General features: G+C 54.0%; 18 protein-coding genes. 10 read left to right on the top strand and 8 right to left on the bottom strand.

Going from position 1 to position 13,975, the window contains the following annotated elements:
• Window positions 1-4: 4 nt before the first annotated feature.
• Genes ureE through GJU83_RS05125 form a run of 4 tightly spaced genes read left to right on the top strand, consistent with a single transcriptional unit; the run spans window position 5 to window position 2,500 of the window.
• On the top strand, window positions 5-535 hold the full coding sequence (ureE, locus tag GJU83_RS05140) for an urease accessory protein UreE (RefSeq protein ID WP_153633868.1): 531 nt from the start codon (window positions 5-7) through the stop codon (window positions 533-535).
• Window positions 507-1,220 (top strand): urease accessory protein UreF, encoded by a 714-nt coding sequence (locus tag GJU83_RS05135; protein WP_153633867.1) that lies wholly within the window; start codon window positions 507-509, stop codon window positions 1,218-1,220. Before ureE ends, GJU83_RS05135 begins: the two co-directional genes overlap by 29 nt.
• Window positions 1,221-1,242: 22 nt before the next feature.
• Entirely contained in the window at window positions 1,243-1,881 is a 639-nt protein-coding gene (ureG, locus tag GJU83_RS05130; RefSeq protein WP_153633866.1) for an urease accessory protein UreG, read from the top strand.
• Window positions 1,882-1,924: 43 nt separating this feature from the next.
• Complete coding sequence (locus GJU83_RS05125) at window positions 1,925-2,500, top strand: HupE/UreJ family protein (RefSeq protein WP_153633865.1); 576 nt, start codon at window positions 1,925-1,927, stop codon at window positions 2,498-2,500.
• Between the two features lie 366 nt (window positions 2,501-2,866).
• Here GJU83_RS05125 and GJU83_RS05120 read toward each other — a convergent pair whose 3' ends face one another.
• The 4 genes from GJU83_RS05120 to GJU83_RS05105 form a co-directional block, all read right to left on the bottom strand.
• Window positions 2,867-4,027, bottom strand: coding sequence for a DGQHR domain-containing protein (locus GJU83_RS05120; protein ID WP_153633864.1), 1,161 nt, complete (start codon window positions 4,025-4,027; stop codon window positions 2,867-2,869).
• Window positions 4,028-4,597: 570 nt separating this feature from the next.
• On the bottom strand, window positions 4,598-5,422 hold the full coding sequence (locus tag GJU83_RS05115; protein ID WP_217352205.1) for a DNA adenine methylase: 825 nt from the start codon (window positions 5,420-5,422) through the stop codon (window positions 4,598-4,600).
• A gap of 338 nt (window positions 5,423-5,760) precedes the next feature.
• The gene (locus GJU83_RS05110) at window positions 5,761-6,507 is read right to left on the bottom strand and encodes an NYN domain-containing protein (protein WP_153633863.1); all 747 of its coding nucleotides are present in this window, start codon (window positions 6,505-6,507) and stop codon (window positions 5,761-5,763) included.
• 92 nt (window positions 6,508-6,599) lie between these two features.
• A complete protein-coding gene (locus tag GJU83_RS05105) occupies window positions 6,600-7,031 on the bottom strand; it encodes a tautomerase family protein (RefSeq protein WP_153633862.1) in 432 nt (143 codons plus the stop codon).
• Window positions 7,032-7,178: 147 nt separating this feature from the next.
• On the opposite strand from GJU83_RS05105, the gene GJU83_RS05100 reads away from it, so the two are divergent.
• The gene (locus GJU83_RS05100) at window positions 7,179-7,634 is read left to right on the top strand and encodes a metallophosphoesterase family protein (RefSeq protein WP_153633861.1); all 456 of its coding nucleotides are present in this window, start codon (window positions 7,179-7,181) and stop codon (window positions 7,632-7,634) included.
• A gap of 307 nt (window positions 7,635-7,941) precedes the next feature.
• Here GJU83_RS05100 and GJU83_RS05095 read toward each other — a convergent pair whose 3' ends face one another.
• The gene (locus GJU83_RS05095; RefSeq protein WP_153633860.1) at window positions 7,942-8,115 is read right to left on the bottom strand and encodes an RSP_7527 family protein; all 174 of its coding nucleotides are present in this window, start codon (window positions 8,113-8,115) and stop codon (window positions 7,942-7,944) included.
• Between the two features lie 126 nt (window positions 8,116-8,241).
• Here GJU83_RS05095 and gcvA point away from each other — a divergent pair, with 126 nt between their 5' ends.
• Genes gcvA through GJU83_RS05080 form a run of 3 tightly spaced genes read left to right on the top strand, consistent with a single transcriptional unit; the run spans window position 8,242 to window position 10,255 of the window.
• A complete protein-coding gene (gene gcvA / locus GJU83_RS05090) occupies window positions 8,242-9,120 on the top strand; it encodes a transcriptional regulator GcvA (protein ID WP_153633859.1) in 879 nt (292 codons plus the stop codon).
• 45 nt (window positions 9,121-9,165) lie between these two features.
• Window positions 9,166-9,828, top strand: coding sequence for a hypothetical protein (locus GJU83_RS05085; protein ID WP_153633858.1), 663 nt, complete (start codon window positions 9,166-9,168; stop codon window positions 9,826-9,828).
• 1 nt (window position 9,829) lies between these two features.
• The gene (locus tag GJU83_RS05080) at window positions 9,830-10,255 is read left to right on the top strand and encodes a DUF4174 domain-containing protein (protein WP_228715152.1); all 426 of its coding nucleotides are present in this window, start codon (window positions 9,830-9,832) and stop codon (window positions 10,253-10,255) included.
• A gap of 84 nt (window positions 10,256-10,339) precedes the next feature.
• On the opposite strand, the gene GJU83_RS05075 is transcribed toward GJU83_RS05080, so the two are convergent.
• Window positions 10,340-10,954, bottom strand: a complete 615-nt coding sequence (locus tag GJU83_RS05075; RefSeq protein WP_228715151.1) for a PEGA domain-containing protein — start codon at window positions 10,952-10,954, stop codon at window positions 10,340-10,342.
• A gap of 227 nt (window positions 10,955-11,181) precedes the next feature.
• On the opposite strand from GJU83_RS05075, the gene GJU83_RS05070 reads away from it, so the two are divergent.
• Both GJU83_RS05070 and GJU83_RS05065 read left to right on the top strand, forming a co-directional pair.
• Entirely contained in the window at window positions 11,182-11,817 is a 636-nt protein-coding gene (locus GJU83_RS05070; protein ID WP_069184372.1) for a DUF1294 domain-containing protein, read from the top strand.
• Window positions 11,817-12,152: a thioredoxin family protein gene (locus GJU83_RS05065; RefSeq protein WP_153633857.1), complete on the top strand. Its 336-nt coding sequence runs from the start codon at window positions 11,817-11,819 to the stop codon at window positions 12,150-12,152. The genes GJU83_RS05070 and GJU83_RS05065 overlap by 1 nt, the downstream gene beginning before the upstream one ends.
• An 87-nt stretch (window positions 12,153-12,239) precedes the next feature.
• Here GJU83_RS05065 and GJU83_RS05060 read toward each other — a convergent pair whose 3' ends face one another.
• Together GJU83_RS05060 and GJU83_RS05055 are read right to left on the bottom strand one after the other, a co-directional pair.
• Window positions 12,240-12,731: an MOSC domain-containing protein gene (locus GJU83_RS05060; protein ID WP_153633856.1), complete on the bottom strand. Its 492-nt coding sequence runs from the start codon at window positions 12,729-12,731 to the stop codon at window positions 12,240-12,242.
• A gap of 28 nt (window positions 12,732-12,759) precedes the next feature.
• Window positions 12,760-13,668: a bestrophin family protein gene (locus GJU83_RS05055; protein WP_167516388.1), complete on the bottom strand. Its 909-nt coding sequence runs from the start codon at window positions 13,666-13,668 to the stop codon at window positions 12,760-12,762.
• Window positions 13,669-13,975 lie beyond the last annotated feature (307 nt).

The following is a 13,975-nucleotide window of genomic DNA, read 5'->3' as shown; positions in this document are numbered from 1 at the left end:
CACTATGTTGGAACTGACAAAACGACTGAGTGAACAGGAAGCGGCCGGGATCGACAGCTCCGAGATACTCGACAACCTGATCCTGCCCTACGAACTGCGCATTCGTGGTCGCCTGCGAGCCACCACCGAAACCAGGGTGGACGTGGGCCTGTTCCTCGACCGCGGCCCGGTGCTGCGTGACGGCGACCTGCTGCAGGCCAAAACCGGGGAGATCGTTCGCATTCGCGCGGCGGAAGAACAGGTAGTGACCGCCCGCATCGAAAACGGCCAGCCACTGGCGCGACTGTGCTACCACCTGGGCAACCGCCACGTGACCCTAGCCATCGGCATGGACGACAAGGGCGCCTATGTGCGCATTACCCCGGACCACGTGCTGGAAGAACTGGCGGAGCGCCTCGGTGCCACGCTGATTCACCACACCGCCCCGTTCGATCCGGAACCCGGCGCCTACACCCAGGCCGGGTACTCTCACGGGCACACCCATTCCCACGACCACGGGCACAGCCATGGCCACAGCCACAAGCACACTCACTGAGGCCGGTGCGGGCCCGGCTGGCGACCTGGCCCTGTTGGGCCTGATGCAGCTGGTGAGCCCGGCACTGCCCATCGGCGCCTTCGCCTGGTCCCAGGGCCTGGAAAGCGCCTTTGAACTGGGCTGGGTGAACAACGAAGCCGAACTGGCCGAGTGGGTTGAAGGCGTGCTGGAAGATGGCCTGAGCCGCTGCGAGCTGCCCCTGCTGGTGCGCCTGCAAACCGCCTGGGCCAAAGGCGACGCCATCACCCTGGCAAAGTGGAACGACTGGCTGCACGCCACCCGGGAAACCGCCGAGCTGAGCGACGAAGACACCCGCCTCGGCGGCGCCCTCGTGACCCTGCTGCGCAACCTGGACCTGTTGCCAGAGCCACATCTGATTCCGGAAGAGCCGGGTTACATCACCATGTTCGCCTGGGCCGCTCATAAACGCTTTGTGCCCGTACGCCAGACGCTGCTCGGCTTCGCCTGGGCCTGGCTGGAAAACCAGCTCGCCGTCGCCTGCAAGGCCCTGCCTCTGGGGCACACCGCGGCGCAGCGCATCATTGAGAGGCTGCGGCCCCAGCTTGCGGAGGCCGTCGACATGGCTCTGGCACGCAATGATCATGAACTCGGGCCCATCCTGCCGGGACTGGCGCTTGGAAGTGCCTTACATGAAACACAGTATTCACGGCTTTTCAGAAGCTGAATAACAATTGAGGAGATCTGCCATGACACATTGTCTGAGAGTTGGGGTTGGTGGGCCGGTTGGTTCCGGCAAAACCGCGCTGCTGCGCCAGTTGTGCAAAGCCCTGCGGGACCACTACGACATTGCCGTAGTGACCAACGACATCTACACCCGGGAAGACGCCGACTTCCTCCTGCGCCACGAAGCCCTGGCCGCAGATCGCATCCTCGGCGTGGAAACCGGCGGCTGCCCGCACACCGCCATCCGCGAAGACGCCTCCATGAACCTGGCGGCCATCGACGACCTCCAGCGCCGCCACCCGGATCTGGAACTGGTACTGGTGGAGTCCGGCGGTGACAACCTCTCCGCCACCTTCAGCCCGGAACTGAGCGACCTCACCCTGTACGTGATCGACGTCTCCGCCGGCGACAAGATCCCCCGCAAGGGCGGCCCCGGCATCACCAAATCCGACCTGCTGATCATCAACAAGATCGACATCGCCGAACAGGTGCATGCCTCCCTGGACGTGATGGAACGAGACAGCAAGAAAATGCGTGGCGAGCGGCCCTTCGTGTTTACCAACCTGTACGACGGGGTAGGGCTGGAGACCATCATCAGCTTCATTCTGGAGCGGGGCATGCTGCCGGAACGCCGCCCTGAAAAACTGGCGGAACCCGCCTGAGCCAACCGACTTCGAACGACTTGAGAACCATCAGGAGATAACCATGAAATTCACAGCCAAACTCCTCACCGCCGCCGCACTACTCACGGCTTCCGCCACCGCCACGGCCCACTCCGGCCACGCCGAAGGCGGTTTCACCAGCGGCCTGCTGCACCCCATGCTGGGCCTGGACCACCTGCTGGCCATGGCCGCCATCGGCTTCTGGAGTGTGCGCCAGAGCAAGCACATGAAAAACGCCACTCCGGCCTTCGTGATCGGCGGCATGAATCTCGGCGCCACCCTCGCCTGGGGCGGCCTGAGCCTGCCGGGCGTGGAAACCGGGATTACCTTCTCCGTACTGGTCGCCGGTATCTTGATTGCCACACTGGCGAAACTGCCGACGGCTGTGGGCGGCACTCTGGTTGGTGCGTTTATGCTGTTTCACGGCTTCGCGCATGGCGCTGAAATGCCTGCAGGCGCCACTCTCGCCGCTTACCTGGCTGGTTTCTCCATCGCTACGCTTGCAATCACTTTGGTTGGCCGTGGGCTGGGTAGCGTGATGCTGAAAGCTGATAGCCGGTTCAGTCGTGGTATTGGCGGTGTTCTCGCGGTTGCGGGGGCATACTTAACGGCTGCCTGATACGCACGTCAGAACGAGCAAAAGCAAACAGGAAAGCCGCCCCGGGAAACCGGGCGGGTCTTTCATGATCCTTTTCGAAAAAAACTGTGATCATTCTCGGGTATCGGCTATGTGTAGGTGCCAACCGATCTTTCTTCTGCTGACCATCAAACTAAACCTGCTTACTGGACTGGCGGTGCGGAAAGGAATGCAGAAAAACAGCCCTAATCTAGTGAATAGTCTGTTGCCGGTGCTGGACGAAATACGGCACCCTGTGCGCTGGGACTTCTCCGCAGGGCAGCAACAAAGGCTGGCGAGAAGGGGGAGAGGTAGAACCGATAGAGGTGAGCCCGTGGCACACCTCTCCAAGCTTCTTGAGCGTAGTAATCAGAATTTTATAGCATACTGAGGTTCTGGTATTGACTCTATCAGTATTTTGTAAAGCTTTGATTCCCCACTGGTTCCTGGGGGGAATGTTTCAATATTGAAATCAGCATCATCCATTTTTACTTGAGATAAGTGTTTTAAGAATTCTTCCGTGGTTGGTACGTTGACCTCATTAGAGAAGTTTGGGTTAATGGTTTTGTAAAGAGGTCTTAAGAATCTCATTAAGGCCTTAAATCCGTTCGATTTGGGTAATACGTTCCCTTTTGTTTCGAAGTCATTCCATGCTTTTGGCCACCTTTCTGCTACTGCCCTGAAAAAGTTCATTACTATGCCAGCTATTTCATGGTCTTTTTCGTCGATCCATAAGGGGCGAAAAATAAATTTATCAATAAGCTTAGTATCCGAATAATTGCTTGCAAATATTCTTTTTAGAAACTTATTTCTATCTTCCCAGGGGTCCTTCGCGATGAAGTCCAGCAAAGACTCAACAATTACAGCTTGGGTTAGTAGTTCGTTCTTTCTACCGGGTGTGGCAGTGCCTAACCGCTTTATACGTTTGTAAAAAGGGCTGGTTTCATATGAGTCAAGAGCTACCGCAATTTCATGGCAGGACTTTTGAGGGCTACGGGATGTTTCGTACTCGAATAGATCATATACCAAGCTCCTATTCACTTTTGTTTGTGCCAAGTTTACGGTCGCGAAGATGTTGGCCTGTGTTGGCATGTCTGCTCCGACAAAGATCGTGACCGGTAAGTCAAAAACTTCACCACTAAAGTTATGAATACCCTCTACTCGGTGTTGACCGTCTAAAATTTTAGCTACTTCTTCTAAACCATTGCCATTTCCATCGAATATTTTAAGGATATTTTTCTCTTCGTCCCAGTCAATATTTTCCTCTTCTATTGCCAAGACAATGGAAGTTGGAAACGTTGCATCAACATTTTCTACATACTTTTCAATATCTTTTATTCTTTTTGGATCTATTTTTCGTTGTATTCCCATATAGCGATCAAGTTCTCTTTCCTTGCCGCCTTCGATCGCTCTGACATCAGCAACCGATATTTTCGTGAGTAGGTTCCACGGAACAACAGCTTGATAAAAGTCACCCACTGGCTGCCTAACCTTGATCGCAGGAATATAAATTTCTTCCAAATTTTCCATTTTAATATCCTTCCTGCTGCATTCTAGTTAAAATCTTGTTTTTTCCCTTGTGAGAAAAGTTCTTTTCATTGAGAGCTCGATAGTAGACAATTGAAAAAAACCATAGCGTTAGAGAGCATAAGTATAAGAATAGGGATACTTGGTCAATTTTGGTATTTTCAAAGAAATCGAGGTTTCTATATTTTACAAAAAGATAGAGGCTTAGCATTAAACAAGCGAGGATAAGCAGGAAGTGTGTAGTATGCCATGTAGGATTGGCACTCTTGTACCATGAGAGAAATGTAAAAATTACTGGTGCTAGAAAGGCTGAGACATAGATGAGTATTTCTCCAGGCCTTCCTTCCTCTGCCAAAAATTCTCTAAGCGTAATAGACTTTGCTGAGAGTGAGCCATCTATCAAAATAAATAGAAATGGTATATTGCCAACTAAGTATACTAAGGAGAATTCGCCAAGCGAGCGACCATAAGTAATCCATGTTGGATTATAGGATCGGAGCATGGAGGCTAGGACTATTATTAGTAACAGGTAAAGTATCAATCCTAGAGTGAACATTGGAACGTCCTTTTATTTTATCTGATGACTAGCTCTGAAGTTGCGCATCTGTGATCACTGCTTCCAGACAGTGTGCTGTGTCTATACGCCTCGAAAACCTGGAAATCATCAGAATATAATTCGCGTATTGATTCATGATTAGCGTTAGTTAGTATGACATGGGCTCCCCTAGATTTCGCTTCCTTCAGTGAGCGATGAAGCCGCTCTTGATCACTCCATGAGAATATTTTTTCGTTATATTTAACGAACCCGTTATAGTTGTGTTTAACAGAATAAGGTGGGTCAGCAAATATAAGGTCGCCTTCGTTGGCCTGACTAATCGTGTCTTCAAAGTCCGAGACCGATAATTTTGCTCTTTTTAGTATTCGTGATATCGACTGAAAGTCGTCATCCAGTATCACGCGTGTTTTTGTGCCTATCGGGACATTGAATCTACCAGACAGATTCACACGAAATAATCCATTCCAGCAGGTTCTGTTTAAATATAAAAATTGAGCTGCTCGATCCATAATGTTTTCAAACCTAATGGATCTGATGTCGTAATAGTAATCTTTACAGTGGTAATCTTGGTGTTCCTGTAGTTTTTTGACCACGGTTTTCCAATCGTCACGGATCGCTTGGTAGGTTTCAATGAGCCACTGATTCGAGTCTGATAGAACAGATTCGTTAGGTTGGAGAGCGAAGAAAATAGCCGCGCCGCCTAAAAAAGGCTCAAAATAACGACCAGTGAAATCGGGAAATAATGTTTGGTGTTTCTGGTAAAGCCACCTCTTGCCCCCTGCCCACTTGATAAAAGGCATTAGCGGGGGTTTTTCGGTGATCGGGTTCTGTGCCACTGTCACTTTTGAGTATTGCCTTTTTTAGGTGATGTGCTTGGGGCGGACTACCCATTAGTAGTTGTCGATTGCCAAAGTCTCTGCGCCGTCGTTGCTGAGCCAGATGGTACTATTTCCAGCGACTCTAAAACAATCGAAGGTAGACACAGTCTGTTACCGGCATAGGCCTAGCTTTGACCCATTTGGCTGTGGAAAGTGGACAGACTTATCTCTGAGATTCTTTGCCGGCCTCCGCGTGGTGGTCCAGCCGCAATTTGGTTCGCTACTAACCCGCTCGACACTTCGGTTAAGTATAGGTCTGCATAAATTGGATGGGGTCTGAAAACGCGAATACCTGGACAGATTTATTTTTCCGGGCTCTTAATGTAGAAAACATTCTTATCCCGCACACTCATCTCGAAGAGCTCACTGGCTCGGATAAGATCGCTCAGCTTCTTGTACCCGTAGTTCACGGGGGAGAAGGAACTGTTATTCGAAATGTACTGGCCAACCTTGCCGAGATGGGCCCAGCCATCGTCGTCAGCAGTCTGTTCCACCGCAGTTCGTAGAGTACGCACCAGCACGGTGTCGCCCCGCAGCTTGTTCCGTTCCCACTTGGTTTCCACAGTTGGTTTTGGCATGCCGCCGTTGTTGACGTGATCCGGTTCCTCTGTCTCTTCGCGCAGATTCTCTGTGTAGATGAATTGCGAGCAGGCGTTTACGAAGGGCATTGGAGTTTTGCGCTCGCCGAAGCCAAAGACGGGCAGACCTGCTTCGAGAATTCGCATCACCAGCGGCGTGAAGTCAGAGTCGCTGGTCATTAGGGCGAAGGCATCGACGTTCCCGCTGTAGAGCAGGTCCATGGCGTCAATGATCATTGAGGCATCGGTAGCGTTCTTGCCGGTTGTGTAGGCAAACTGCTGAACTGGGCGGATGGCGTTGGCGTGCAGCTTTTCGATCCAGCCACCCAACTGGGGACCGTTCCAGTTTCCGTGGGCATGGCGCACGTTTACGGCGCCGTACTTTGCGAGCTCCTGGAGTACCCCCTCGATGGACTGGTGACTGACGTTGTCGCAGTCGATGAGTAGAGCGATTTTGTAGTTGCTGTTCATCGTGCTTGAGCTGTCCTTGTCTCAGATGGTGGTTCCGAATACTAGCAGCAAAGCCGGAACCGCGGAAAACCGGGAAAGATCTATTAATGCGGTTATTTGGGCAAGCTAGCCCGCTTCTCCGGAGATATTCCCTTTTCCCACTCAGCTTCCTCTCCCGGCGCCGGCAAAAACCGCCCAAACTCGATCATCTGGGTGGCTGGAATGTCCTGCAGATAAATCCAGACATCTTCCGCTGTGATCTCTACGATGTGGGCAATTTCTTCCAGCATCTGGCTCATCAGGCCCTGTTTGATCTCGATGCTTCTGCCCTCCCGCACCAGGCCGTGCACATACACCTGAGGCGCGGTATTCGCTCTGCCACCCACAAAGTGATCGCCCTGATTGGCAGCAGAAAACAGAACCTGGGCAAAGAACCGCGGAGCGCCGGTTTGGGCGTTATGGGCCGCTGTGATGGCCTCGGCGATCTGTGATTTCTGCTGCGGCGACAGAGACAGATTCGCGACCGTGACGGTGTAAGTGGGCATGGGAAACTCCTGCCATGGGTTGTACGTTGGCACTGTATCTCGCCACTATGGGAGCGAGGCGGGCTTGTTTCACTATAGCAATGCCTATCTGCCTGGCCACGTGCACGGGCCAGGCAGGTCGGCTGAGAGACTGAACGAGGCGTAACCATGCAAATCGGGGTAATCGCAGACACCCACAGCAAAATGCGTCCCGAAGCCCTGGAGGCTCTGGAGGACTCGGATCTGATCCTTCATGCCGGTGACGTGGGGCGGGATGAGGTTCTGGAAGCACTGGAGGCCATCGCTCCCTTGGTTGCTATCCGCGGCAATATCGATACAGCAGGCCGTGCAGCGACGCTCCCTGATGTTCAGGATCTGGAATTCCTCGGCCACGCCTTTTACATGCTTCACGACGTCAAAACCCTCGACTTCGATCCGCAAGGCCGTTACCGCGTGGTGATCGCCGGCCATTCCCACAAACCCCGTAATGAATGGATCGGCGATGTTCTTTATTTCAATCCCGGTGGCGCCGGGCCCCGGCGTTTTACGCTGCCGATCACGGTAGGGCGGTTGCAGGTGAGTGAAGACTGTGTGGTTGGTGAGATTATTGAACTGCCGGTTTGAACCTGAAGCAAAGAGCTATCCTGAGACTCTCTTTCCTGGCTCGGTTTTTTTCGGGGACAGCGAAAACCGGGGAAGACGAATCCATTCAATCCACACTTCTCAAAATCATTGAACGGGCGGATTCAAAAACGGTTACTGAGATCGACGGCGTTTCTATTCTCCGTTCTTGAACTTCGCTATTACGTCAACCTTCACGCTATGTCGCGCCTGTATGTCGGAAAAGCCTTAAAAAGCAGGCTGGTTCGCCAGCGCTGACGAAACCAGCCAATTCACACTTAAGATCATTGAGCGCTGAAGGGGGCACAGGTCAATGGCTGGTAGACAGCTTTGGCAGCTTTACGTGGAAAAAGGATTTAATGTTGGCTTTCAATGAAGTCGCCATCTGCGCAATGTGCTCACTACGCTGTTGCTTTGCAAGCTGGGTGTAGTAATCAATGTCGATAGAGCCGTCTTCGTTCAGTTTCGGAGCTTGGTAACTCATGATGCTGTGTCCTCGTTTGACAAGTGAGTCATTTCGATAGGGAGCATATTAATGAGTATGAGGCTGTTGAAAAAGCGATCCTTTCTCATCAGAATGATGAATTAATCTCACCATTCGAGCGAAGTTATGCGCCACCTGCCACCCCTGAATGCGCTTCGGGTATTTGAATCAGCCGCGAGACATCGCAGCTTTGCCGCAGCTGGCAAGGAACTTTTTGTGACCTCATCCGCGGTCAGTCATCAGGTGAAGACACTTGAAGAATATTTGGGGCTTTCACTATTTGACCGAAGCAGGCGAACGGTGACGTTGACCAGTGAAGGCGAGCAATACCTCACATCTGTCAGGCACGCGTTCGACGAGATTGAGATGGCCACTCAGCGTCTGACTGAGAACCAGGAATCCAACGTGGTCAAGATCAGCGTTGCCCCCAACTTCCTCACCCGCTGGCTGATGCCGCGCATGGCCCGATTCCAGGCCTTGTACCCCGATATTGAACTGGAAATTAACGCGTCCATGGGGCTGCTGGATTTTGATCGCACAAGTACCGACATGGCGGTCTATTTTGGTAGTGGTGAATGGGACGACATCGAAGTGCATTTTCTGCGCAGAGTAATGCTGGTGCCGGTGTGTAGCCCGCAGCTATTGGAGGGAGGGTTACCGCTGGAAAAACCTGAAGACCTGGCCAAACACACGTTGATCTATGTCAGCAAACGGAAGTGGGAGTGGGAGAACTGGCTGCAACAATCGGGCGTTGATTTTATATCCACCAGGGGCGGCCTGCAGATGTCCAGTGGGCAACTGGCCACGGCGGCGGCCCAGGAGGGCCTGGGAGTTGCGCTGGCTGATAGCACCCTGACGTCTCGTGAGATTAAATCGGGTAAATTGGTGGTGCCGTTCGACATCCAGCTCGATACGAATCGGGCCTTCTATCTGGTCTACCGTAAACAACGTCCGCTGACCGTCGGGATGAAAGCATTCAAGGAGTGGCTGATGAGCGAAATGTAGCGAAAACCGGGACAAGTCCATTTCCTGAAAGAGATCGACATAATTATGCACAGCAGCAGCCTTCGAGGCACCGATTTCAAGATCACCCAGAATGGTGAGGCCATTCCGCACGCAGACCGGTTTTCGTCGTTTCAGGATACGGATCGCCTTGGCATCGTTGTCCCTGGTCGGTTTGAGGGCATCGGTGCAATGACGCTCATCATGGCCTATGTAACCGCGTTCTATGACCGCTATCGCGAGAGTGGGCCGGAGTTTTATGCCTACCCGGATTTCTTCACGTTTCAGCGAGAGGCCCCCTGTGCCGACTATTGCATGTTCGACATTTGGCCTTACCACAAGAATATTCACGTTCCCGAGGTTGGGCAGCAAACCTCCGAGGCGATTGCCGGGCGGGGCTTGAACGTTCTGCTGGTCCCTGACTCCGACGCGCGGGAGGTTGAGCTCTCACCGGTTGAACGGGAAAGCCTAAGGCGCAATGTCGAGCAGTGCTTTGCGTACTCCGCCTCCGGTACGGCGGCGTCGTCCGATCTTGTGGTTGAGTGCCGGAGTGAACTGCTTCGGAGCTATGCCTTGTCCGTTCTCGATTCCGTGCCTGCCGACGATTCGGTGCTGGAACAGCGCAGGCAATGGGAAGCACGACTGGCCGTAGAGACGTTGCGCCAGACGTTTCGTAAATTGGACCTTGAGGATGCCTTAGGGAGGATCTGATTTGCGCAATGGCAACCGGTTTTGGGCAATGCTGCTGGTGCTTTTTTCGCTAACGGCTTACGGAGCGGAAATGAACAATCTGGGCGACTATCAATGGAAAAACCGGCTGATCCTGGTTCAGGCAGCATCGGAAACGGAGGGCGCTGTTCAAACCCTCAAGGATGCCCATGCCGAAATTGATGATCGCGACATTATCTGGTTCGTGAACACCGGGGAGGGGATTGTTTCAAATCAGGCCAAGGTGTCCGGAGGTGTTGAGCAAGACATCAACGAACTGTTTGCAAAGGTCCGTCCTGAAGATAGGGTTTTGCTGATTGGAAAAGACGGTGGAATGAAAAGCCGAGAGCCTAGCCTCGATCTTGATGCTATTTTCGGCCGTATCGATGCCATGCCGATGCGCATGCGTGAGATGCGCTCGGGTGATTAGATCCGCATAACTACCGTAAGATGCCTCGCGCTGTTGGACGGGGAAACCGGAGCCTGATCAAAGCGCCCCGGCTTCAAAGGTGCATCACTGAACCTCGTACACTTCAATAATCGTCTTGGCCAGTTCCAGGTCGTTCTCATTCGCCAGCGCAAGCTGGTTCAGTGCCCGGATGGTTGTTGCTTTCTCTGAGGCATCGACACCCAGCAGTTGCACGATGGTGTCCACCTTTTCGCCGCCGCCACTCGCCAGCTGGTGCCGAAACTCTCCACTGAACGCGATGATGATTTCCTTGATCTGTCGCGGTTTGGAGGTCGAGATTCCAGAAGGGGTTTCAGGCTTCAGGGTGACGAAGTACTGGTCGGGAGAAAATTCGTGGATGGCGCCGGATACGCCATCGGTAGTGGAACCCAGTAGCCCCCCAATCACGATGTTACCGAAGAACCACGGGTTGGTTGTGGTGGAAAGCTGAGCTGTGTAAGTCTCGTAGCCTTCCTTCTCAAAGGTAATGGATTGGTTGGAGCCGCGGTCCACCGGCACAGTGATTGGCGTTTTACCGAGCACACGGCCGGAAACCATAACGGTGGCTTCTTCAGGCTCGCTGTTGAAGGTGAGTTTCTGGTCGGTTCCGGAGACCACCGAGGCGCAGCCGGTGAGGTACAGCAGAGCAGCCAGCACTGCCAGGATCCTTGCGTTTCGCACAGTAGATTCCTTCTTACTTAATTGATTATTTTGGGTTATTTCCTGCCGACAAGCCGGAGCTTATAGCGGCGCGCCATGGTAGCTAAGGGTTGGTGAGCTTGCTATGAACTGGGCAGGTAATCGGAGTAAAATCTCGTGAAATCTCACGCAGAGGCCGGTCTGGATTTCGTTTCAGGTCTGGTGGCTTTTTCTGCCAGGCGCAAAGTGACTACTCAAGGAAGCAGCAAGTGAATCTAAAAGGCTCACTCACCTCATGGAACGACGCCAAGGGCTTCGGCTTTATCACCCCGGACAACGGGGGCGAGCGTCTGTTTGCCCATATCAGCGCCTATCAGGGACGGGGCAGGCCTTCGGCCAGCCGCAAGGTGGTTTACTCACAGACCAAAGACGAGAAAGGGCGATTAAGGGCGTCCAGTTTCCAGTACGCCGGCGTCGCACGGCATCGCGCAGCGGTTGCTTCCGGAGTCTGGGTTGCTCTTTTGATTGCAGCTGCAGTCGGTGGAACAGTGTCGACGTTGTATCTTCAAGGTTATGTGCCGGTTCTTTTGCCGGTGGCTTATGGGGTGATGAGCCTGGTTACCTTCTTGATGTATGCGATCGACAAAGGGGCCGCCGAAAGTGGTAGCCGGCGCGTGCCGGAGGGGCGGCTGCACCTTTTTGAACTTCTGTGTGGCTGGCCGGGTGCACTGGTGGGCCAGCAATTTTTTCGTCACAAAACCCGCAAAACCTCGTTTCAGGTGGTCTTCTGGTTCTATGTGATCCTCAATCTCGCAGTGCTCGGCTGGCTGTTGTTCTGGCCGGATGCGGAGTTTGCGCGGCAGGCGCTGGAGATTAAACCGGTCATGCTTATCGGGAGTCAGTGATGCAAAACGTCTGCTCAGAAGAGGCTTTATCGGAATTGCTTCGGTCCTGCCCTGCGGTGTTGCTTCTATATGGTGGAGCAACCTGTGGCGTCTGTCAGGCCATAAAGCCTCGGTTGGAGACGCTAGCTAAGGAGGAGTTTCCGAAGCTGGTGACCGCTTACATTGATTGCCAGGAAGCCGCCAGCCCGCTGTGTGCGGCTCAGGGTATTTTTTCTCTGCCTGTTGTTCAGTTGTGGTTTGAAGGGCAGCGATTCGCCGAATTTGCCAGGGTGTTTTCTGTTGGCGATGTTCGTTCTGCGCTGGAGCGGCCTTATGGGCTCATGACACAGAAGTGAGTGTTGGAAGGCATCCGGCCGTTTTTCCGGGGCCGAAGAACTCCGGGGCGCGGCAGATCACCGCATTGACTCGCCCGAATCGCGATTTTATAGACAGGCCTGGACATCGTCCCCAAGAGCAATGGTACCCGCTTCAACCACCCGCGTTGTGATTCCTCCGTGTCCGCGCATGGCGTTGTAACCGCCGGGCCCGAGCACCGTCTCCATCTTGCTGCAGGGATGGCAAAGGCCTGTGTATTGCAGCACCGCATCGCCGATTCGGAATGTTTTGCCCTTCAGGGCCAGAAGGTTCAGGCCAGATACCACAATGTTGCGCCGGAAAACCTCGGGTGCGATGGCGTCGCGTTGAAGGCAGGAGGCAATGGCATGCAGGTGTTCTTGCTGGATCAGGGTTACCTGCCGTTTGCTGGTTTCGCGACCTTTGAATCGGTCACCTTCCAGGCCCTTGCCAGGAGTTATCGCCACGCTGTTGAGCGTCTGCATGGGCTTACCTCGGGCGGGGCGAATGCCAATCCATTCCACGCGACCGCGTTGGGGGAGGGTGTCCAGCAAGGTTTGAAGTGGGGTTGGTTCAGACATTGTCGCTCTCCTTCGATCCGCAGGGGCCTCACTGCAACTGGTATTCAACTGGCTGCAGCGGTTCGGGTGCCTGGTCGCCCAGGGCTTCGGCAACACTGATTTCATGAATCCGGCAGATTGCATCCAGCGGCAGGTCGTTGGTGTGTCGGCCAAAGGGAAACTCAAGCTGTTCAGACAGGCGATCCAGCCCAAAAAAGGTATAGGCCACGATGGCAGTGAACACCGGCGTAAACCAGCCCGCGACGCCTACCAGCCCGAACGGGAGCAGGTAGCAGAATACATACGCGGTGCGGTGAGCCAGCAGGGTGTAGGCAAAGGGCAACGGGGTGAGGACAATGCGTTCTGAGGCCGCCTGAATGCCCGCCAGGCCGTGAAGGTGCTGGTCTACGGCCGCGGTTGCTACAGAATCCAGATCGCCCGCTTTGTGAGCTTCTGCCAGAATGTCTCCAGCCCGGTGCAGCATAAAGGCGGCTGGGTTGCGGGTGGTCAGGGCCTGGTCAATGAGTTCTGGCGCCAGTGATTCGGGCAGATCACACCGTACATCTTCTCCCCGCAGCTGGCCTCGCAGCAGGTGAGCGTGAGCGAGGCATCGGGTCAGAAGCTCCCGGCGTCGCTCCGGGCTCAGGTAAATGGTGCCAGTCCGCGCCAGGCTGCGGAATTCATAGACCATGTGCCCCCAGTGTTTTCTGGCTTCCCACCAGCGGTCGTAGGTGGCGGTGTTTCGCACGCTTAAAAAGATGGACAGGGCGATGCCCATAATCGTGAACGGCAGGAGTGTGTATTCGACAATGCCGTCGAGGTAGTGGTGGCGCGAAACCCAGGTAACGGCGGCTGCAAACATGCCGGTAAGCAGAATGTGCGGCAGAATGTGGGGGACAACAGACCCTTTCCAGGCCAGCAAAAGCCGGAGTGGGCCGGGGCGCTCGCGAACAATCACGGTTAACACTCCTGGGGTTGATGATGGCCTTGTCTGAGGGTTGGCCGCTGTGATTCCTATGCCTTTTTACGGAGAACCCACCCGTTGCACAAGGGGGGGCTGATCTTTTACGCGAGGAGGGCAGCATTCTGGCCGTTGCTCGGCAGTACCCTTTGGTTTTCAGAGCAACCAGATCAGGCGGCGGGTTTGTGGCAGCAGTCACTGTCGCAAGCTGGTTTCGGGAGCGCAAGCTCCGACATCCGGAAACCGGGACAGACCTATTTTCATCCGGAAACCGGGACAGACCTATTTTGGAGGGGGGTATGGA

The organism is Marinobacter salsuginis, from assembly GCF_009617755.1.
Classification (GTDB): domain Bacteria; phylum Pseudomonadota; class Gammaproteobacteria; order Pseudomonadales; family Oleiphilaceae; genus Marinobacter; species Marinobacter salsuginis.
This window is presented reverse-complemented; position numbering and strand designations above follow the sequence as displayed.

What these genes read in the sequence shown, in the direction of transcription:
- GJU83_RS05135 (WP_153633867.1), top strand. Translation starts at nt 507, where the DNA reads ATGGCCACAGCCACAAGCACACTCACTGAGGCCGGTGCGGGCCCGGCT.
- gcvA (WP_153633859.1), top strand. Translation starts at nt 8,242, where the DNA reads ATGCGCCACCTGCCACCCCTGAATGCGCTTCGGGTATTTGAATCAGCC.
- GJU83_RS05105 (WP_153633862.1), bottom strand. Translation starts at nt 7,031, where the DNA reads ATGCCCACTTACACCGTCACGGTCGCGAATCTGTCTCTGTCGCCGCAG.
- GJU83_RS05085 (WP_153633858.1), top strand. Translation starts at nt 9,166, where the DNA reads ATGCACAGCAGCAGCCTTCGAGGCACCGATTTCAAGATCACCCAGAAT.
- GJU83_RS05060 (WP_153633856.1), bottom strand. Translation starts at nt 12,731, where the DNA reads ATGTCTGAACCAACCCCACTTCAAACCTTGCTGGACACCCTCCCCCAA.
- ureG (WP_153633866.1), top strand. Translation starts at nt 1,243, where the DNA reads ATGACACATTGTCTGAGAGTTGGGGTTGGTGGGCCGGTTGGTTCCGGC.
- GJU83_RS05100 (WP_153633861.1), top strand. Translation starts at nt 7,179, where the DNA reads ATGCAAATCGGGGTAATCGCAGACACCCACAGCAAAATGCGTCCCGAA.
- GJU83_RS05120 (WP_153633864.1), bottom strand. Translation starts at nt 4,027, where the DNA reads ATGGAAAATTTGGAAGAAATTTATATTCCTGCGATCAAGGTTAGGCAG.
- GJU83_RS05065 (WP_153633857.1), top strand. Translation starts at nt 11,817, where the DNA reads ATGCAAAACGTCTGCTCAGAAGAGGCTTTATCGGAATTGCTTCGGTCC.
- GJU83_RS05125 (WP_153633865.1), top strand. Translation starts at nt 1,925, where the DNA reads ATGAAATTCACAGCCAAACTCCTCACCGCCGCCGCACTACTCACGGCT.
- GJU83_RS05110 (WP_153633863.1), bottom strand. Translation starts at nt 6,507, where the DNA reads ATGAACAGCAACTACAAAATCGCTCTACTCATCGACTGCGACAACGTC.
- GJU83_RS05095 (WP_153633860.1), bottom strand. Translation starts at nt 8,115, where the DNA reads ATGAGTTACCAAGCTCCGAAACTGAACGAAGACGGCTCTATCGACATT.
- ureE (WP_153633868.1), top strand. Translation starts at nt 5, where the DNA reads ATGTTGGAACTGACAAAACGACTGAGTGAACAGGAAGCGGCCGGGATC.